Source organism: Pseudomonas sp. zfem002 (assembly GCF_032621685.1).
GTDB lineage: Bacteria > Pseudomonadota > Gammaproteobacteria > Pseudomonadales > Pseudomonadaceae > Aquipseudomonas > Aquipseudomonas japonica.
Window position 1 is genome coordinate 1 of the sequence record NZ_JAVYJH010000006.1, and the last position, 18,824, is coordinate 18,824.

The following is an 18,824-nucleotide window of genomic DNA, read 5'->3' on the forward strand; positions in this document are numbered from 1 at the left end:
CGAAACCGGGAACAGACTGGTCTGGCTGCGAGACTCTCCTTGTATGTAGGCCATAACGAAAAATGCTCCGTATCTTTCGATACGGAGCATTCTCTTAAAGGGCCGGGCAGATTGCTAGGTTTTCACACAGTCTGATGATTGGCCCCTTCTTCATTGTTGGCTGGTCGGGSCTCATCGCGGGCAATGCCCGCTCCCACAGGTTACGTGGCGCACACAAAACCTGTAGGAGCGGGCGTTGCCCGCGATGAGGCCAGCAGCAACACCCTCAATCCGCCAGTTTCGGCAGACACTCATCCAGCCGCTTGTACAGGGCACTCTCCACCGGCCAGTTCCTCAGCAAGCGCGCCCGGTCCCTGGCGAATGCCGGGGCGAAGCTCAGTTGCGTCGCATGCTGGCTCATCGCATCGAGGTCGATCAGCGCCCACTGCCCGTCCTGCCAGAACAGGTTGTAGGCCTTCAGGTCGCCATGGCTGATGCGTTCGTGGATCAGCTGTGCCAGCAACTGCTGCAACGCCGCCAGCTGCTCCTCCGGCACCTCGCCACTGTCCACGTAGGGCGCGAAGCTGGTCATCAGGTCCGGCCCGTCGAGCAGTTCGGTGACCAGGTAGGCCTTGCCGCGCAGGCCCAGCCAGCGCGTCTCCAGCACCGCCAGCGGGGTGGGCGTGGCGAAGCCGAGGAATGCCAGGCGATGCCCTTCGATCCACGAATGCCAGGCCCGGCTCGGGCGCCAGAAACGCTTGAACCAGTGGGCGGTGTTCTTGATGTTGTAGCGCTTGATCACCAGCGCCCGACCATCGGCCTCGACCCGCGCCACGCTGGCGGCACCGCCGGTCTTGTACAGGTGCCCGGCGTCGATCAGCGCGTCAGCGTTGTCCAGTACCGGCTGCATCGCGGCGACCTGCTTGCGCGGGATCGCCTTCAGGCCCGAGGCGCCACGCTCGACGCTGAACAGCGTGCAGTCACGGCCGGCCTTGTCCAGGTAGTCCTTGAGACGCCAGTGGCGGACCTTGTCGATCTGCTTCTGCAGGGCTTCCAGCGGCAGCGCGTGCTCGCTGTTGGCCAGCAGGTAGTGCACCAGCAGTTCTTCGATGAAGGGTTCGAGGCGCTTGGGCAACTGGGCGAAGAGCACCCCGAGGTTCTGCAGCACCTGCTGGCGCGACAGGGGCTGGCCCGGGGTTTGCGCCTTGATGCCGCCGCCGTCGATGACGTAGAGCTGGCCGTCATGGCGCAGCAGGTTGTCCAGGTGCAGGTCGTCCTGCCACAGGCCCTTGGCGTGCAGTTGCGCGACCGCGGTAAGGGCTTCGCCGAGGACCAGGCTCTGCGCGTCGCTGAGCGGTGCCTGGCCTTCGACTTCAGCCCAGGCGTCGCCCAGGCTGCTCGAGCCTTCGAGGTATTCGAACAGCAGCCAGCCGCCTTCGCCTTCCTTCAGGCCGTCGGCCAGCAGCCGCGGGGTAGTCACGCCGTTGTCGGCGAGCAGGCGCACGCCGTCCCGCTCCCGCTGGAAATGCCGCGCGGCGCTGCCGCCGACCAGCAATTTGGCCAGCACCGGCGTGCCCCGCCAGACCCCGGCACCGACATAGCGCTGCCCCGGCAGCACCCGCAGCAGGCTGAGCAGTTGCAGCTCGGCGCTGCCGGCGGCATCGGCGAGGGTAATGCTCAGCGGCAGGGCCGGGGCGCGCCCGGCATCCTTGAGTTCGGACAAACGCATCAGCGGGATTCCTTATGACGACGGCGACGCAGCAGGCGCTGCAGCCAGGCATTCACCAGCGCGCTGTCCGCAGGCTGATCCAGGTACGCCGAGAGCAGCAGGCGCACGTCCGCCTCGCTCCAGAGCGGCGCGCGGCGCAGCAGCGGCTCCAGGTCCTTGAGGCGGTCACGTTTGCCGAACAGCAGTGGCCGGGTCTTTTCCAGGTCGATCAGCTGGGCCTGCCAGCCGTCGCCGCGTTCGCGCAGGAAGATGTGCTTGGGGTAGAAGCAGCCGTGGACCTGCCCGGCACCATGGACGGTGCGGGCCAGCTGGCCGCAGGCGCGCAGGATGCCGTGGCGCTGGCCGGTGTCCAGCTGTTGCCACTGGCCGAGCAGCAGGTCGAGATCGGTCCACTCGTCCAGCGCCCGGGTCATGAGGATCGCCCGGCGCTCGCCGTCGACCTTGCGCTCGCCGTAGAACACCGCCTGCAGCGCCGGAATGCGCAGCTTCTGGTAGCGGCGGATATTGCGGAATTCGCGGGCGAAGGTCGGCTCGCCGAACGGCCGGTGCAGGGTGTGGGTCAGGTAGTTGCTCTGGCGCTTGAGGTAGTAACCCTTGCCCTCGAGTTCCAGGCGAAACACGCTGCTCCAGCCACCGCGGCCGGTGTTGGGCTCGTCCACCGCGTCCAGTTGCACGGCCCAGAGCTGATCGAAGCCCTTCAGGCCATGGCGTTCGAGCAGCGCCGTGTCGCTGCTGGCGACAAAATCACTCATTCGCGTCCCTCGAAAAACTTCACGATATGGCGGATGCGCTTCTTGTCGGCCGCGTTCAGGCGCTCGCGGTTGCGGTACTGCAGGTAGAAGCGCAGGCGCTGGGTGGCCGACAGATGATACTTGGCCACTTTGTCCAGGCACGCCAGGTCCTTGGTGATGCGGTAGCGCAGCATGAAGCTGCGCCAGAAGTCGCCGGTCGGGCAGTCGATGAAGAACAGCGTGCCCGCGTCGTCCACCAGCAGGTTGCGCCACTTCAGGTCGTTGTGGGTGAAGTGGTGGTCATGCATGACCCGCGTATGCCGGGCCAACTGGCGGCTGATGTGATCGACCCAGCGGCGGTCGGCCAAGCGCGGATCGTTGCGCTCGGCCAGGGCGTTGAGATCCTCGGTGCGCGGCAGTTCGCGGGTGATCATCGCGCCGCGGCCGAAACTCAGGCCATTGCGCTCCAGGCCGCAGGCCACCACCTCGGCGGTGGGGATCTGCCATTTGGCGAACTGCTTGAGGTTCTGCCACTCGGCCTTGATCCGCGGCCGTCCCAGGTAGCGGCGCAGGTGCTTGCCGGCGCCGATGTAGCGTTTGACGTAGTAGTTGATCCCGTCACGCTGGATGCGGATCACCTCGCTCAGCGGATCGCGGGTGAGCTGCTCGCCCTGCAGGGCGAACACCTTGTCGATACTGCCGAAATCCTCTGCCAGGGCCGCGTACTTCGGCTCCAGTGTCCAACCCGCCATCAGAGCGCATCCCCATACCGTTGCTTACGCTCGTAGAGCTTTTGCGCCTTGCCGTCCAGCCAGCGCAGCAGGCCCGCGTGTTCGGCGAGGATCTGCCGCAGCGGCTGCTGGAAATAGCCGCGCAGGAAGCGCAGTTTGTCGCGCCGCGTCAGGCCGATGTCCAGCGCCGAGAAATACAGGGCGGCCAGGTCCTTGTCGCGCCAGCGCCGGGTGATCCTGTCACGGGTCTGGGCGCGGTGCAGGTCGATGACCGACAGCTTGAAGTCATCCGCCGTCACCGGTTTGTCGGTGTGCAGGAGGAAGTGGCAGATGTAGCAGTCGCGGTGGTTGACCCCGGCGCGATGCATGCCGCCGGTCATCTTCGCCACCTCGGCGATCAGCGCGCGCTTGAGGCGCGGTTCTGGCGGCTGGCGCAGCCAGTCGATGCTGAAGTCTTCCAGGCTGACCGTCGGCGCCAGTTCCTCGGTGACGATGAACGAGTGCTGGGTCGCCGGATTGCTGCCGCGCTCGCCGAAGGCCACCGCGGTCATGGTCGCTACGCCGGCCTGGTGCAGGCGCTGGATCGCCGTCCATTCCTGGCCGGCGCCGAGCACCGGCAGCTTGGCACTGAACAGGTTCTTGAAGATCTCGCCCCAGCCGATGCCGCGGTGGATCTTGACGAAATAACCGTCGCCGGCGACCTCGGTGCGCAGGGTGCGGCGGCCTTCCAGTTCGCGGTAGACCTCGCCCTGCAGCGCTTCGACGGCCTCGAAGGGATCGCGTCCGGCCCACAGGCGCTTGAAGGGTTCTGCCAGGATCAGCTTCATGGGCGCTCCCCGAGAATCACGTCGGCGGCATGCTCCGGCATGCTGTACAGGTCGGCGGTCTCGGCGAAGGCCAGGCCATTCTGGCCCCAGCTGGCGCGGGCCGCCGGGTCTTCGAGCATGCGCTGCAGGTAGCGGTTGAGCTGCTCCTGCTCGAACGGTTCGTCCAGCACCAGGCCGCTGTCGGCCTCGGCGATGTAGTGGGCGTAGCCGCACACCGCGGTGACCAGCACCGGCAGGCCGGCGACCAGCGCCTCCAGCAGCACGGTGCCGGTGTTCTCGTTATAGGCGGGGTGGATCAGCACGTCGGCGCCGAGCAGGAAGCGCGGGATATCGCTGCGTCCCTTGAGGAACTGCACCTGGTCGCCGAGGCCCAGGGCGGTGCTCTGCAACTGGAACACCTTGGGATCGTCCTGGCCGATGACCATCAGCCGGGTGCGCTTGCGCAGGGCCGGGGGCAGGGCGGCGAGGGCCTTGAGGCTGCGGTCGGTGCCCTTGGTCTTGAACCCGGAGCCGATCTGCACCAGCAGCAGGTCGTCGTCGCCCAGGTCGAATTCGCGGCGGAAGTCGGCGCGGATCCCGGCGGCGTTGGCCGGTGCCCGGCGGTCCTGGGATATGCCCGGCGGCAGCAGGTGGAAGCGCTCTTCCGGGGTGCCGTAGTGCTTGATGAACAGCGGCTGCTGCACCTCGGAAATCATCAGGATCTCGGTGCGCGCGTCCTTCGCGAAGACCGCGCGCTCGTACTCGGCAAAGTGCCGGTAGCGGCCCCAGCGCCGGTACAGGCCGCCGCGCAGGGTCTGGGCCTTGTCCTCGAAGCAGCCGTCGGCGGCGTAGTAGACGTCCAGGCCGGGCATCTTGTTGAAGCCGATCAGGCGGTCGACCGGGCGTTTCGCCAGGTCGGCGGCCATCCAGGCGCTGAGTTTTTCATTGCGGCGGTGGTTGAACAGCGCCTTGACCGGCGCCACCAGCACCTCGAAGCCGGGCGGCACGTCGCCTTCCCAGATCAGGGTATAGACACGGATCCTGTGCCCGCGGCGCTGGCACTCCAGGGCGATGCGCATGAAGTCACGCTGCAGGCCACCGAAGGGGAAATACTTGTAGAGCACGAAAGCCAGTTGCATCAACGAACATCCTCGGCCCGCAGCAGCTCGCCCAACTGGCGTGCCACACGTTCGGGATTCAGGCGAGTGAAGCACAGCGGCCACTCACGTTTGAGATCGAACCGGCGCAGTTCCTCGGCGCCCGGTTTGTAGGTGCACTTCTTGCGCAGGCAGGGCGCACAGGGGAAATCGCTGGCCACATGGACCTGGGATTTGCCATAGGCCCCGGTGAGGCCCGGATTGGTCGGGCCGAACAGGGAAATGGTCGGCACGTCCAGTGCCGCCGCGAGGTGGCCGAGTCCGGTATCGACGGCCACGCAGGCCTTGGCCGAGGCCAGCACCTTGCCCACCCCGGCCAGGTTCAATTTGGGTAGTACCTGGGCATTCTTCAAGCCCTGGGCGATGCGCTCGGCGCGGGCTTTCTCCGTCGGATTGCCCCATGGCAGGCAGACATGCAGGCCGGCGCGACCGAGGCGCTCGGCCAACTGGCGCCAGTACAGTTCGGGCCAGTGCTTGGTGTCCCAGGTGGTGCCATGCAGGAACACCACGTAGGGCGCCACGCCGATCTGCTCCAGGCGGCTGCGGTCCAGGCCGTAGTCGCCGATGCCTTCCGGCAGGTCGTAGCCCAGGGCCAGGGCGAACAGCTGGCGGACCCGCTCGACCGCGTGCTGGCCGGTGGCAACCGACAGGCGGCGGTCATAGAAGCGGCTGGAGAGCCCTTCGCGCGCCGAATAGCGGTCGAGGCCGGCGACCGGGGTCTTCTTCACGTAGCGGGTCAGCCAGGCGCTCTTGACCAGGCCCTGGGCATCGATCACCAGATCGTACTTGCGCTCGCGGATGCGCTTCTTGAACTGGCCCCATTCGCCGCTCTTGAAGGTCTGCCAGAGGTTCTTGCGCCAGCGGCGGATCGCCACCGGGATGACCTGGTCCACCGCCGGATGCCAGCTGGGGATCTCGGCGAAGCCTTCTTCCACCACCCAGTCGAATCGGATGCCGGGGATGGCATGGGCCGCGTCGCTCAGGGCCGGCAGGGCGTGGATCACGTCGCCCAGGGATGAGGTCTTGATCAGCAGCACGCGCACTTAGTCGACCTCTGGACTGATGTCGACCAGCGACGGGCCGTTGAGGCGCTGCAGTGCCGCCGCGACGGCATCCGGCTCCAGCTGGCGCAGGCAGTTGTAATGGCCGTAGCGGCAGGTGCGGTCGAAGCACGGGCTGCAATCCAGGCCCAGGCGCACCACCTCGACCTGGTCGGCGAGCGGCGGGGTGAAGCCCGGCGACGTGGAGCCGTAGACCGCCACCAGCGGCCGGTTCAGTGCCGCGGCGACGTGCATCAGCCCGGAATCGTTGGACACCACGGCATCGGCGCAGGACAGCAGGTCGATGGCCTCGGCCAGCGAGGTTTCCCCGGCCAGGTTGTACGACTCTTCACGAAAGCCCGGGATCAGGCGCGCGCGGATCTGCTCGCCGACCGGATGGTCGTTCTTCGAACCGAACAGCCAGACCTGCCAGCCTTCACGGATCTTCAGCTCGGCGACCTTGGCGTAATGCTCGGCCGGCCATTTCTTCGCCTCGCCGAACTCGGCGCCCGGGCACAGGGCCAGGACCGGACGGTCCAGCTCCAGGCCGAACTTGGCCAGGGCCGCGGCTCGGCTGGCATCCTCGATGCGCAGGCTGGGGCGCGGGTAGGGCTGTGGCAGGTCGCTGTCAGCCGGGTAGGCGAGGGCCATGAAGCGCTCGATCATCAGCGGGTAGCGCGCCTTGTCCAGGCGCCGCACGTCGTTGAGCAGGCCGTAGCGGAATTCGCCACGCCAGCCGGTGCGCCTGGGAATCCCGGCGAAGAACGGCACCAGCGCCGACTTCAGCGAGTTGGGCAGGAGGATTGCCTGGTCGTACTGGCCGGCCAGGGACTTGCCGATGCGCCGCCGCGTGGCCAGGTCGAGCACGCCGTGGCCGAGCGGGAAGCTCAAGGCCTGGCGCACTTCGGGCATGCGTTCGAGGATCGGCCGGCTCCATTCGGGTGCCAGCACGTCGATCACGCAATCGGCGTGACGCTGCTTCAGGACCTGGAACAGCGTCTGCGCCATCACCATGTCGCCCACCCAGCTGGGCCCGATTATCAAAATTCTCATGCGTTTTCCAGAAACGATCAGGGAGGCTGCAGTCTGTCTTGCAACAGCCTGGCCTCCCTTCTTTATATTCAGGCTCGGTCCAGTGTAAGTCACTGAGTGTAGGCTGGCGTCCTGCCAGCCGTTTGCGCTCACTGTTCAGCCAAGCCCCAACTCGCTCCAGATACGCCGGACTTCACGGCGTTCCGTGGCGAACTGGGCCGCGTCGATCACCCCGGCCTGTTTCTGCAGGGCCTGGCGGTGCGCGGCGGAGCGGAACGCCTTGTACACCTCGCGCAGCAGCACGGCATCGCTGGCGGGCATCAGCCCGGCCTCCTCGAGACCCTCGAGAATGCGGATGTTGTCGGTGTAGCGCAGCAGCGCCGGATGGCTGTGGGACCAGGCGAGCGCGGCGTATTGCACCATAAATTCAATATCGACGATACCACCGGCATCCTGCTTGATATCGAAGGGAACGCCGGCGTCGTAGGCATTGCCCGCAGTGCCGGCGGCGGTGCCTTTGGTGCCCAGGTTGTCGCGCATCTTGGCGCGCATCTCGCTGACTTCGACACGCAGGGCGGCCAGGTCGCGCTGCTTGCCCAGGACTCGCGCACGCACGTCCTCGAAGGCCGCGCCGACCTGTTCGCAGCCCACCAGCACGCGGGCGCGGACCAGGGCCTGGTGCTCCCAGGTCCAGGCTTCGTTCTGCTGGTAGCGCTCGAACGCCCCCACCGAGCTGACCAGCAGCCCGGACGCTCCGGACGGCCGCAGGCGCATGTCGACGTCGTACAGCTGGCCGGAGTTGGTCTGGGTGGTCAGCAGGTGAATGATGCGCTGGCCCAGGCGGGTGAAGAACTGCGCGCTGTCGATCGGCTTGGCGCCATCGGTCTCGGCCTGCGGGTCGCCATCGTGGATGAACACCAGGTCGAGGTCCGAGCCGTGGCCCAGTTCGAGGCCGCCGACCTTGCCATAGCCGACGATGATGAAGCCCGGGTCGCAGGGGCTGCCGTCGCTGCGCTGCGGGCGGCCGTGGCGGGCCACGGTCTGGCGCCAGGCCAGGGCCAGCACCTGGTTGAGAATGGCCTCGGCGAGCCAGGTCAGGTAGTCGCTGACCTTCATCAGCGGCAGGCTGCCGGCGATTTCCGAGGCGGCGACGCGCAGGCTGTGGGCCAGCTTGAAGTGACGCAGGGCCTCCATCTGCTGTTCCAGGTCGTCCTCGGGGATGCGGGTCAGGCGTTCGCGCAGCTCGGCGGCCAGTTCCGGCGCCTTCGGCGGGCTGAACAGACGGCTTTCGTTGAGCAGTTCGTCGAGCAGCAGCGGGAAGCGGGCGATCTGCTCGGCGATCCACGGGCTGGCGGCGCACAGGGTCAGCAGGCGGCGCAGGGCCCCGGGGTTTTCCGTGAGCAGCACCAGGTAGGCGGAGCGGCGCGCCACGGCCTCGACCAGTGGCAGTACCCGCTCCAGCACCAGGTCTGGATCGTCGTGCTCCACGGCCTGGGCCAGCAGGCGCGGAATAAAGGCATCGAGGCGCTCGCGGCCAAGGCGCTGCATGGCCCGCAGCTGCGGGCTGGAACGCAGCGCGGCGAGCAGCTTGAGGGCGCGCTGCGCGTCGCGGAAGCCGGCGTCCTGCAACTGGCGGCAGGCGGCTTCCTCGTCCTGGGCCTCTTCCCACAGCGGCAGCCATTCGCCGCCGACCACCACTTCGCCGTCGCCTTCCTCCTCGTCCGGATCGGCGATGACCTGGCGGAAGTGCCAGTCGATACGCCCGCGCCAGTGCATCAGCTGGGTATGGAAGGCCTCCCAGTCGGAGAAGCCGAGCATGAAGGCGATGCGCGCGCGGTCGAGGTCGTCGTCCGGCAGCATCTGGGTCTGGCGGTCGCCAATGGCCTGGATGGCGTGCTCGGTATAGCGCAGGAATTCGTAGCCTTCGCGCAGCTCGGCGACCACCGCGGCGGGCAGGTAGCCCTGGCCTTCGAGGGTCGCCAGTACTTTAAGGAGGGGACGCTGCTGCAGGCTCAGGTCGCGACCGCCGTGGATCAGCTGGAAGGCCTGGGCGATGAACTCCACCTCGCGGATGCCACCGGCCCCCAGCTTGATGTTCGCCGACATGCCCTTGCGCCGGACTTCCTGCTGGATCAGCTGCTTCATGGTGCGCAGGGCTTCGATGGCAGAGAAGTCCAGGTAGCGGCGGTAGACGAAGGGCCGCAGCATTTCCTGCAACTGCGCGCCGGCGGCCTGGTCGCCGGCCACCACGCGGGCCTTGATCATGGCGTAGCGTTCCCAGTCGCGGCCCTGGTCCTGGTAGTACTGCTCCAGGGCATTGAAGCTCAGCACCAGGGCGCCGGACGAACCGTAGGGGCGCAGGCGCATGTCGACACGGAAGACGAAGCCGTCGACGGTGATCGGGTCCAGCGCCTTGATCAGGCGCTGGCCGAGGCGGGTGAAGAACTCCTGGTTGTCCAGCGAGCGCTTGACCCCGGTGGTTTCGCCGCCTTCGGGGTAGGCGAAGATCAGGTCGATGTCCGAGGACAGGTTGAGCTCCACCGCGCCGAGCTTGCCCATGCCCAGCACCACCATCTGTTGCGGCTGGCCGCTGCGGCTGCCGGTCGGCGTGCCGAACTGCTCGCACAGGCGCGGGTAGAGCCATTGATAGGCCTGGTCGATGGCAGCGTCGGCCATGTCGGAGAGGTCGCGGCAGGTTTCGATCAGGTCGGCCTGGCGGGTCAGGTCGCGCCAGACGATGCGCACCTGGTGGCGGTTGCGCTGGCGGCGCAGGGCGCGGGCCAGGTCGTCCTCGGTGGCGGCGGCGCTGGCCGCGGCGGCCAGTTGCGCGCACAGCTCGCCGGGGGCGAAGCGGCGGTCGAGGTCGCCGCTGGCGGCCAGCTCGAGGAGCATCGCCGGGTCGCGCAGGCTCTGTTCCAGGACGAACACGCTGGCGGCCGAGACCCGGGCGAACGCGGCCCAGCGTTCGGCGTTCCAGTCATCCAGGCTCAGACCGTCGACGGCGGCCACGGCCCCGCGCAGGGCCTGTTGATTGTCGAGGGCGGTGGCTTGCAGGGGTTGTGGCAGCTCGACCAGCAAAGGCAGGCTCATGGTCTATCCTTGATCCGCGGGAAAAGGCAGGCAGTGACGAGGTGGCTGAAGCGCGGCCCGGGTTGGACTGTCATACAAAAGTGAGAAATAGCTGCAATCTCGGAATTTCTGGCAGAAATCATCACGGCAGACCTTTTCGTAACCGGTTTTTAATCGCCGGTATCGTTTTATCTCACAAGCCAACGGATGGCCCGAGGCTGTTCTCATGTAGTTTTACTACTGCTTTTTTCAGTCGAAGGCATGTAATGACGAACGATTTGTAGTAAAACTACACGCCGCCGGGACTACCTCCGGTAATCCAAGAATTCATGTCGTCTGCCCAAAAGGCCAGTCGCAAACTTCAGGCAACCGATTCTGGAAGCCTTTCCGCCCTGGAGCAAGCCATGCAAGACCTCGATCCCGTCGAAACCCAGGAATGGCTGGACGCCCTGGAGTCGGTCCTCGACAAAGAAGGCGAAGACCGCGCTCACTACCTGATGACCCGTATGGGCGAGCTGGCCACCCGTAGTGGCTCGCAGCTGCCATACGCAATCACCACGCCATACCGCAACACCATTCCCGTCACCCACGAAGCACGCATGCCTGGCGACCTGTTCATGGAACGCCGCATTCGCTCGCTGGTACGCTGGAACGCATTGGCCATGGTAATGCGCACCAACCTGAAGGACTCGGACCTGGGCGGCCACATCTCTTCGTTCGCCTCCAGCGCCACCTTGTATGACATCGGCTTCAACTACTTCTTCCAGGCGCCGACCGAAGAGCACGGCGGCGACCTGATCTTCTTCCAGGGCCACGCCTCGCCAGGCGTCTACGCCCGCGCCTTCATGGAAGGCCGCATCAGCGAAGACCAGATGAACAACTTCCGCCAGGAAGTCGATGGCAAGGGCCTGTCGTCCTACCCGCACCCATGGCTGATGCCTGACTTCTGGCAGTTCCCGACCGTTTCCATGGGTCTGGGTCCGATCCAGGCGATCTACCAGGCACGTTTCATGAAGTACCTGGAAGCCCGCGGCTACATCCCGGCCGGCAAGCAGAAAGTCTGGTGCTTCATGGGCGACGGCGAGTGCGACGAGCCGGAATCCCTGGGCGCGATCGCCCTGGCCGGCCGCGAGAAGCTGGACAACCTGATCTTCGTCATCAACTGCAACCTGCAGCGCCTCGACGGCCCGGTTCGCGGCAACGGCAAGATCATCCAGGAACTCGAAGGCGTGTTCCGTGGCGGCGGCTGGAACGTCAACAAGGTGGTCTGGGGCCGTTTCTGGGACCCACTGCTGGCCAAGGACACCGACGGTATCCTGCAGCGCCGCATGGACGAAGTCATCGACGGCGAGTACCAGAACTACAAGGCCAAGGACGGCGCGTTCGTCCGTGAGCACTTCTTCAATACGCCAGAACTCAAGGCCATGGTCGCCGACCTGTCCGACGACGAGATCTGGAAGCTCAACCGTGGCGGCCACGACCCGTACAAGGTCTATGCGGCCTACCACCAGGCGGTCAACCACAAAGAGCAGCCGACCGTCATCCTGGCCAAGACCATCAAGGGCTACGGCACCGGTGCTGGCGAAGCCAAGAACACCGCGCACAACACCAAGAAGGTCGACGTCGACAGCCTGCGTCACTTCCGTGACCGCTTCGACATCCCGGTCAAGGACGAAGAGCTGGAAAACCTGCCGTTCTTCAAGCCGGAAGAAGGCAGCGCCGAAGCGCGCTACCTGGCCGAGCGCCGCGCCGCGCTGGGCGGTTTCGTACCGCAGCGCCGCAGCAAGTCGATCAGCATCCCGACCCCGCCACTGGAAACCCTGAAGGCGATCCTGGACGGTTCGGGCGACCGTGAAATCTCCACCACCATGGCCTTCGTGCGGATCCTCGCGCAACTGGTCAAGGACAAGGAAATCGGCCAGCGCATCGTTCCGATCATCCCGGACGAAGCCCGTACCTTCGGTATGGAAGGCATGTTCCGCCAGCTGGGCATCTACTCGTCCGTCGGTCAGCTCTACGAGCCAGTCGACAAAGACCAGGTGATGTTCTACCGCGAAGACAAGAAGGGCCAGATCCTCGAGGAAGGCATCAACGAAGCGGGCGCCATGTCCTCCTTCATCGCGGCCGGTACTTCGTACTCGAACCACAACCAGCCGATGCTGCCGTTCTACATCTTCTATTCGATGTTCGGCTTCCAGCGTATCGGCGACCTGGCCTGGGCTGCCGGCGACAGCCGTACCCGCGGCTTCCTGATCGGCGGTACCGCCGGCCGTACCACCCTCAACGGTGAAGGCCTGCAGCACGAAGACGGTCACAGCCACATGCTGGCCGCGACCATCCCGAACTGCCGCACCTATGATCCGACCTACGGCTACGAGCTGGCGGTGATCATCCAGGACGGCATGAAGAAGATGACCGAAGAGCAACAGGACGTCTTCTACTACATCACCGTGATGAACGAAGCCTACACCCAGCCAGCCATCCCGGCCGGCGCCGAGGAAGGCATCATCAAGGGCATGTACCTGCTTGAGGAAGACACCCGCGAAGCGGCGCACCACGTCCAGCTGCTGGGCTCGGGCACCATCCTGCGCGAAGTCCGCGAAGCGGCGAAGATCCTGCGCGACGAGTTCAACATCGGTGCCGATGTCTGGTCCGTCACCAGCTTCAACGAACTGCGTCGCGACGGCCTGGCCGTGGAGCGCAGCAACCGCCTGAAGCCGGGTCAGAAACCACAGGTCACCTACGTCGAAGAGTGCCTGGCAGGTCGCAAGGGGCCGGTCATCGCTTCCACCGACTACATGAAGCTGTTCGCCGAGCAGATTCGCCAGTGGGTACCGAGCAAAGAGTTCAAGGTCCTGGGTACCGATGGCTTCGGTCGCAGCGACAGCCGCAAGAAGCTGCGTCACTTCTTCGAAGTCGACCGTCACTTCGTCGTGCTGGCTGCCCTGGAAGCCCTGGCTGACCGTGGCGAGATCGAACCGAAGGTGGTGGCTGACGCCATCGTCAAGTTCGGCATCGACCCGGACAAGCGCAACCCACTGGACTGCTGAGGAGTATTTTTAAGTGAGCGAAATCATTCGCGTACCTGACATCGGCAGCGGTGAAGGTGAAATCATCGAGCTGTTCGTCAAGGTCGGTGACCGTATCGAGGCAGACCAGAGTCTGCTGACCCTGGAGTCCGACAAGGCCTCCATGGAGATCCCGGCTCCCAAGGCCGGCGTGATCAAGGCGCTGAAGGTCAAGCTGGGCGACCGCCTGAAAGAAGGCGACGAACTGCTGGAACTGGAAGTCGAGGGTGCCGCCGCCGCGGCCCCCGAGGCACCTGCCGCCGCGCCTGCCGCTGCCGCGCCTGCCGCCGCGCCTGCCGCAGCACCGGCACCTGCCGCCGCGCCAGCCGCGCCGGCTGCCGCCAGCGTGCAGGACATCCACGTGCCGGACATCGGTTCGTCGGGCAAGGCCAAGATCATCGAAGTGCTGGTCAAGGCCGGCGACACCGTCGAAGCCGACCAGTCGCTGATCACCCTGGAGTCCGACAAGGCCTCCATGGAGATCCCGTCGCCTGCCGCGGGCGTGGTCGAAGCCGTGATCGCGAAACTGGACGACGAAGTCGGCACCGGTGACCTGATCCTCAAACTGAAAGTCGCTGGCGCCGCGCCAGCCGCGGCTCCGGCACCTGCTGCCGCTGCCCCGGCCCCGGCTGCTGCTCCGGCTGCCGCGCCAGCACCTGCTGCGGCCCCGGCCGCTGCGCCAGCCGCTGCCGCTCCGGTCGCCGCACCGGCGCCAAGCGGTGCCAAGGTTCACGCCGGTCCTGCCGTGCGTCAGCTGGCCCGCGAGTTCGGCGTCGAGCTGAGCGCCGTGGCGCCGACCGGTCCGCACGGTCGCGTGCTGAAGGAAGACGTGCAGGTCTACGTCAAGGCCATGATGCAGAAGGCCAAGGAAGCCCCTGCCGCTGGCGGCGCTACCGGTGGCGCGGGCATCCCGCCGATCCCGGCCGTCGACTTCAGCAAGTTCGGTGAAGTGGAAGAAGTGGCAATGACCCGCCTGATGCAGGTCGGTGCCGCCAACCTGCACCGCAGCTGGCTGAACGTGCCGCACGTGACCCAGTTCGACTCGGCTGACATCACCGAGCTGGAAGCCTTCCGCGTCGCGCAGAAAGCCGTGGCCGAGAAGGCCGGCGTCAAGCTGACCGTGCTGCCGCTGCTGCTCAAGGCCTGCGCCTTCCTGCTCAAGGAACTGCCGGACTTCAACAGCTCGCTGGCGCCAAGCGGCAAGGCGATCATCCGCAAGAAGTACGTGCACATCGGCTTTGCCGTGGACACCCCGGATGGCCTGCTGGTCCCGGTGATCAAGAACGTCGACCAGAAGAGCCTGCTGCAACTGGCTGCCGAAGCGGCTGCCCTGGCCGAGAAAGCCCGGACCAAGAAGCTCTCCGCGGACGACATGCAGGGTGCCTGCTTCACCATCTCCAGCCTCGGCCACATTGGCGGCACCGGCTTCACGCCGATCGTCAACGCGCCGGAAGTGGCGATCCTCGGTGTCTCCAAGGCCACCATGCAGCCGGTCTGGGACGGCAAGGCTTTCCAGCCGAAGCTGATGCTGCCGCTGTCGCTGTCCTACGATCACCGCGTGATCAACGGCGCCGCCGCCGCGCGCTTCACCAAGCGCCTGGGCGACGTGCTGGGCGATATCCGCACCATGCTGCTGTAACGAAAAGCTGTTACCTGTCTTCCTCTGCCGGGGAAGACAGGGCTTGACCCTTTCGAGCTGCCACGCTCGTACCTCAACCCCGTCATCTGGCGGGGCTTTTTTTTGCCTGTGAAAACAAAAACAGGCCTGCGCGCCCTTCCCGTAGGAGCGTGGCTTGCCCGCGAAAGGACCGCATAGCGGTCCCAGAGTCTCTCTTTGGGGACCGCTATGCGGTCCTTTCGCGGGCAAGCCACGCTCCTACGGGCTGAAGAAAAGCATTGCCGTGCCGACATAGATCAAACCGGTGCCCAACCAATTGCTTGTCAGCCTCCGGCGCATGATGCAACCTTGCCCGCACGTGCATAGCAAAGTGCCAAGCCCGTGCCATCAGTCTTATTCGAGCGAGCTTCCCATGAAGAGCCAAACCGATGCTGCCAGCCGTCCGGCGGCCGAGGTAGTGACGCAGTTACCGGTGCCATCACGGCTCGGCATGCTGCGTTTCGAGCGGCTGAACGAAGCGAGCTGGGCGATGCTCTATCTCGATCCGTGCTGCGAGCGCCAGTTCGGCCTGCCGGCTGTGGAGCTCTGCGCCCTGGTCGGCTCGCCCTACGCCAGCCTCATGGAGCCCGAAGCCCGCTACAAGCTGCATGACACCATCCAGGCGCAACTGGCGGCGAGCAATCACTACGTCAGCCGCTACACCCTGCACACCAACCACGGGCCGCTGAACCTGCTGGAACTGGGCGAAGCCTACAAGCAGCACAATCGCCAGCTGCTGCGCGGCTACCTGCTGGTGCTGGACGAGCAGGAAGGCATCAGCCCCGAGCTCAGCGCCGAAGACCTGGAAACCCGCAACAGCCGCCTGCAGATCGCCCTCAAGCTGAACCAGCAGGCACAGCAGGAGCAGCTCGAACACCTGGAGCGCGTGCGCGCCCAGCAGGACCTGATCCTGCACCTGGCGCGGCACCGCTACAGCGCCAGCAATTCGCTGCAGGAAGCCGCCGAGCTGATCACCCGCAGCGCCTGCGATATCTACCGGATCGAATGCGCCAGCCTGTGGTACCTGGAAGACCAGCGCCTGGAGCCGATCTCCGCGTTCTACCGCGAGACCCGCGAGTACCGCACACCCAAGCCGATCGATGCGAGCCTGTTCCCGGATTACCTGGAGGCCCTGCACACCAGCCGCGCCATCGATGCGCACAACGCCAGCCACGATCCGCGTACCCGCGACATCACCGAGAGCCTGCGCCCGCGTGACGTGATCGCCATGCTCGATGCCAGCATCCGCGTCGATGGCCAGGTGGTCGGCGTGCTCTGCCTCGAACACGGCGGCAGCCCGCGGGCCTGGCAGGCCGACGAGATCGCCTTCGCCGGCGAGCTGGCCGACCAGTTCGCCCAGGTCATCAACAACCACAACCGCCGCGCCGCGACCAATGCCCTGCACCTGTTCCAGCGCGCGGTGGAGCAGAGCGCCAACGCCTTCCTGCTGGTCAATCGCGACGGTGTGGTGGAGTACGTCAACCCGAGCTTCACCGCGATCACCCAGTACAGCTCCGAGGAAGTCCAGGGCCATCGCCTGTCCGAGCTGTCGGCCCTGGAGAACCTCAGCGAGCTGCTGTTCGACGAGTCCAGCCTGGCCGTGGGCAACAGCTGGCAGGGCGAGTTCAAGAGCCGGCGCAAGAACCTCGAGCCGTACTGGGGGCAACTGTCGATTTCCAAGGTGTATGGCGACAACCGCGAGCTGACCCACTACATCGGCATCTACGAAGACATCACCCAGAACAAGCTGGCCCAGCAGCGCATCGAGCGTCTGGCCTACACCGACAACCTGACCGGCCTGGGCAACCGTCCGGCGTTCATCCGCAACCTCGACGAGCGTTTCGCCCGCGACAGCGACACGCCGATCTGCCTGCTGCTGGTGGACATCGACAACTTCAAGCGGATCAACGACAGCCTCGGCCACCAGACCGGCGACAAGCTCCTGGTCAGCCTCGCCCGGCGCCTGCGCAACAGCCTCAGCCCGGGCGGCAGCCTGGCGCGCTTTGCCAGCAACGAATTCGCCGTGCTGCTGGACAACACCGACCTGGAAAGCGGCCAGCAGATCGCCCAGCAGTTGCTCAACACCCTCGACAAGCCGATGTTCGTCGACAACCAACTGATCAACGTCACCGGTTCCGTGGGCCTGGCCTGCGCGCCGCTGCATGGCCGCGACCCGCAGACCCTGATGAAGAACGCCGGCCTGGCCCTGCACAAGGCCAAGGCCAACGGCAAGCACCAGGTCCAGGTGTTCACCGAGGCGCTGAACGCCGAGGCCAGCTACAAGCTGTTCGTCGAGAACAACCTGCGCCGGGCCCTGGCGCAGAACGAACTGCAGGTGTTCTACCAGCCCAAGCTGTGCCTGCGCACCGGGCGCCTGCTCGGCCTGGAGGCCCTGCTGCGCTGGAACCATCCGGAGAAGGGCATGATCCGTCCGGACCAGTTCATCAGCGTCGCCGAGGAAACCGGCCTGATCATCCCCATCGGCAAATGGGTGGCGCGCCAGGCCTGCCGCATGAGCCAGCAACTGGCCGCGGAAGGCATGGGCAGCCTGCAGGTGGCGATCAACCTGTCGCCCAAGCAGTTCTCCGATCCGGACCTGGTCGCGTCGATCGCCAACATCCTTCAGGAAGAGGCGCTGCCGCCGCACCTGCTGGAGCTGGAGCTGACCGAGGGCCTGTTGCTGGAAGCCACCGAGGACACCCGGCGCCAGCTCGACCAGCTCAAGCAGCTGGGCCTGACCCTGGCCATGGACGACTTCGGCACCGGCTATTCGTCGCTGAGCTACCTGAAGAAGTTTCCCATCGACATCATCAAGATCGATCGCAGCTTCATCAACGAGATCCCGGCCAACCAGGACGACATGGAAATCACCTCGGCGGTGGTGGCCATGGCCCACAACCTCAAGCTCAAGGTGGTCGCCGAGGGGATCGAGACCGCCGAGCAGCTGGCGTTCCTTCGTCGGCATCGTTGCGACGTCGGTCAGGGCTACCTGTTCGACAAGCCGATTCCCGGCGACGAACTGGTCGACAAGCTCAAGCGCTACCCGCGTGGCCCCAGCGCCTGACAGTCACGCAACACTCGGGCACACTACCGGTCTATCCCACTGAGGGCATCGCTGGCGATGCCGCCTACCTGACAAGAGGAATGGGTCAATGGTCCTGCGTTCGGAGATCCTCGTGAATAAAAGCGTCCTGCCTACCGCGGAACAGGCCCTGCCTGGCCGCGAAACCCCGATGGCCCTGCCGGAAAAGCATTTCGTCTTCACTGAAACGCCCCTGCTCGGTCCCTTCTTCGAGAACGCCGTCGACTTCGCCATCTTCGGCCTGGGCTGCTTCTGGGGTGCCGAGCGGCGCTTCTGGCAGCGCGAGGGCGTGATCAGCACCGTGGTCGGTTATGCCGGCGGCTTCACCCCGAACCCGACCTACGAAGAAGTCTGCTCGGGCCTGACCGGCCATACCGAAGTGGTGCTGGTGGTGTTCGACAAGGACAAGCTCAGCTACCGCGAACTGCTGGCGATGTTCTGGGAACTGCACAACCCGACCCAGGGCATGCGCCAGGGCAACGACATCGGCACCCAGTACCGCTCGGTGATCTACTGCACCTCGCCGCAGCAACTGACGGAAGCCGAGGCAAGCCGCGAGCAGTATCAGGCCGAACTGAGCAAGTCCGGTTTCGGCGAGATCACCACCGAGATCGCCCAGGCGCCGACCGTGTACTTCGCCGAGGCCTACCACCAGCAGTACCTGGCGAAGAACCCCGATGGCTACTGCGGCATCGGCGGTACCGGCGTGTGCCTGCCACCTAGCCTGCAAGGCAACTGAGGAG

The 18,824-nt window shown here is 65.7% G+C and carries 12 protein-coding genes; 4 read left to right on the forward strand and 8 right to left on the reverse strand.

Annotated elements, in window-relative coordinates:
* Window positions 1–265 precede the first annotated feature (265 nt).
* From RTI28_RS09875 to glnE, 8 genes are all read right to left on the reverse strand, one after another.
* Complete coding sequence (locus RTI28_RS09875; RefSeq protein WP_316920281.1) at window positions 266–1,708, reverse strand: lipopolysaccharide kinase InaA family protein; 1,443 nt, start codon at window positions 1,706–1,708, stop codon at window positions 266–268.
* Window positions 1,708–2,460, reverse strand: a complete 753-nt coding sequence (locus tag RTI28_RS09880; protein ID WP_316920282.1) for a lipopolysaccharide kinase InaA family protein — start codon at window positions 2,458–2,460, stop codon at window positions 1,708–1,710. Before RTI28_RS09880 ends, RTI28_RS09875 begins: the two co-directional genes overlap by 1 nt.
* The gene (locus RTI28_RS09885; RefSeq protein WP_316920283.1) at window positions 2,457–3,191 is read right to left on the reverse strand and encodes a lipopolysaccharide kinase InaA family protein; all 735 of its coding nucleotides are present in this window, start codon (window positions 3,189–3,191) and stop codon (window positions 2,457–2,459) included. Before RTI28_RS09885 ends, RTI28_RS09880 begins: the two co-directional genes overlap by 4 nt.
* Window positions 3,191–3,997 carry a lipopolysaccharide core heptose(I) kinase RfaP gene (gene rfaP, locus RTI28_RS09890; protein WP_316920284.1) on the reverse strand — a complete coding sequence of 269 codons (807 nt, stop codon included), beginning with the start codon at window positions 3,995–3,997 and terminating at the stop codon, window positions 3,191–3,193. The genes RTI28_RS09885 and rfaP overlap by 1 nt, the downstream gene beginning before the upstream one ends.
* Window positions 3,994–5,115: a glycosyltransferase family 4 protein gene (locus tag RTI28_RS09895; protein WP_316920285.1), complete on the reverse strand. Its 1,122-nt coding sequence runs from the start codon at window positions 5,113–5,115 to the stop codon at window positions 3,994–3,996. Before RTI28_RS09895 ends, rfaP begins: the two co-directional genes overlap by 4 nt.
* Window positions 5,115–6,176 carry a lipopolysaccharide heptosyltransferase I gene (gene waaC, locus RTI28_RS09900; protein WP_316920286.1) on the reverse strand — a complete coding sequence of 354 codons (1,062 nt, stop codon included), beginning with the start codon at window positions 6,174–6,176 and terminating at the stop codon, window positions 5,115–5,117. Before waaC ends, RTI28_RS09895 begins: the two co-directional genes overlap by 1 nt.
* Complete coding sequence (waaF, locus tag RTI28_RS09905; protein WP_316920287.1) at window positions 6,177–7,226, reverse strand: lipopolysaccharide heptosyltransferase II; 1,050 nt, start codon at window positions 7,224–7,226, stop codon at window positions 6,177–6,179.
* Window positions 7,227–7,361: 135 nt separating this feature from the next.
* Window positions 7,362–10,295: a bifunctional [glutamate--ammonia ligase]-adenylyl-L-tyrosine phosphorylase/[glutamate--ammonia-ligase] adenylyltransferase gene (gene glnE, locus RTI28_RS09910; protein WP_316920288.1), complete on the reverse strand. Its 2,934-nt coding sequence runs from the start codon at window positions 10,293–10,295 to the stop codon at window positions 7,362–7,364.
* A gap of 383 nt (window positions 10,296–10,678) precedes the next feature.
* Here glnE and aceE point away from each other — a divergent pair, with 383 nt between their 5' ends.
* The 4 genes from aceE to msrA all read left to right on the forward strand — a co-directional run bounded on the left by aceE (window position 10,679) and on the right by msrA (window position 18,820).
* A complete protein-coding gene (aceE, locus tag RTI28_RS09915) occupies window positions 10,679–13,324 on the forward strand; it encodes a pyruvate dehydrogenase (acetyl-transferring), homodimeric type (protein ID WP_316920289.1) in 2,646 nt (881 codons plus the stop codon).
* 13 nt (window positions 13,325–13,337) lie between these two features.
* Window positions 13,338–14,981, forward strand: coding sequence for a dihydrolipoyllysine-residue acetyltransferase (aceF, locus tag RTI28_RS09920; RefSeq protein WP_316920290.1), 1,644 nt, complete (start codon window positions 13,338–13,340; stop codon window positions 14,979–14,981).
* Between the two features lie 391 nt (window positions 14,982–15,372).
* Complete coding sequence (locus RTI28_RS09925) at window positions 15,373–18,063, forward strand: putative bifunctional diguanylate cyclase/phosphodiesterase (RefSeq protein ID WP_316920291.1); 2,691 nt, start codon at window positions 15,373–15,375, stop codon at window positions 18,061–18,063.
* 88 nt (window positions 18,064–18,151) lie between these two features.
* Window positions 18,152–18,820: a peptide-methionine (S)-S-oxide reductase MsrA gene (gene msrA, locus RTI28_RS09930; protein WP_316920292.1), complete on the forward strand. Its 669-nt coding sequence runs from the start codon at window positions 18,152–18,154 to the stop codon at window positions 18,818–18,820.
* Window positions 18,821–18,824 lie beyond the last annotated feature (4 nt).

What these genes read in the sequence shown, in the direction of transcription:
- RTI28_RS09875 (WP_316920281.1), bottom strand. Translation starts at nt 1,708, where the DNA reads ATGCGTTTGTCCGAACTCAAGGATGCCGGGCGCGCCCCGGCCCTGCCG.
- RTI28_RS09880 (WP_316920282.1), bottom strand. Translation starts at nt 2,460, where the DNA reads ATGAGTGATTTTGTCGCCAGCAGCGACACGGCGCTGCTCGAACGCCAT.
- RTI28_RS09885 (WP_316920283.1), bottom strand. Translation starts at nt 3,191, where the DNA reads ATGGCGGGTTGGACACTGGAGCCGAAGTACGCGGCCCTGGCAGAGGAT.
- rfaP (WP_316920284.1), bottom strand. Translation starts at nt 3,997, where the DNA reads ATGAAGCTGATCCTGGCAGAACCCTTCAAGCGCCTGTGGGCCGGACGC.
- RTI28_RS09895 (WP_316920285.1), bottom strand. Translation starts at nt 5,115, where the DNA reads ATGCAACTGGCTTTCGTGCTCTACAAGTATTTCCCCTTCGGTGGCCTG.
- waaF (WP_316920287.1), bottom strand. Translation starts at nt 7,226, where the DNA reads ATGAGAATTTTGATAATCGGGCCCAGCTGGGTGGGCGACATGGTGATG.
- glnE (WP_316920288.1), bottom strand. Translation starts at nt 10,295, where the DNA reads ATGAGCCTGCCTTTGCTGGTCGAGCTGCCACAACCCCTGCAAGCCACC.
- aceE (WP_316920289.1), top strand. Translation starts at nt 10,679, where the DNA reads ATGCAAGACCTCGATCCCGTCGAAACCCAGGAATGGCTGGACGCCCTG.
- RTI28_RS09925 (WP_316920291.1), top strand. Translation starts at nt 15,373, where the DNA reads ATGAAGAGCCAAACCGATGCTGCCAGCCGTCCGGCGGCCGAGGTAGTG.
- msrA (WP_316920292.1), top strand. Translation starts at nt 18,152, where the DNA reads ATGGTCCTGCGTTCGGAGATCCTCGTGAATAAAAGCGTCCTGCCTACC.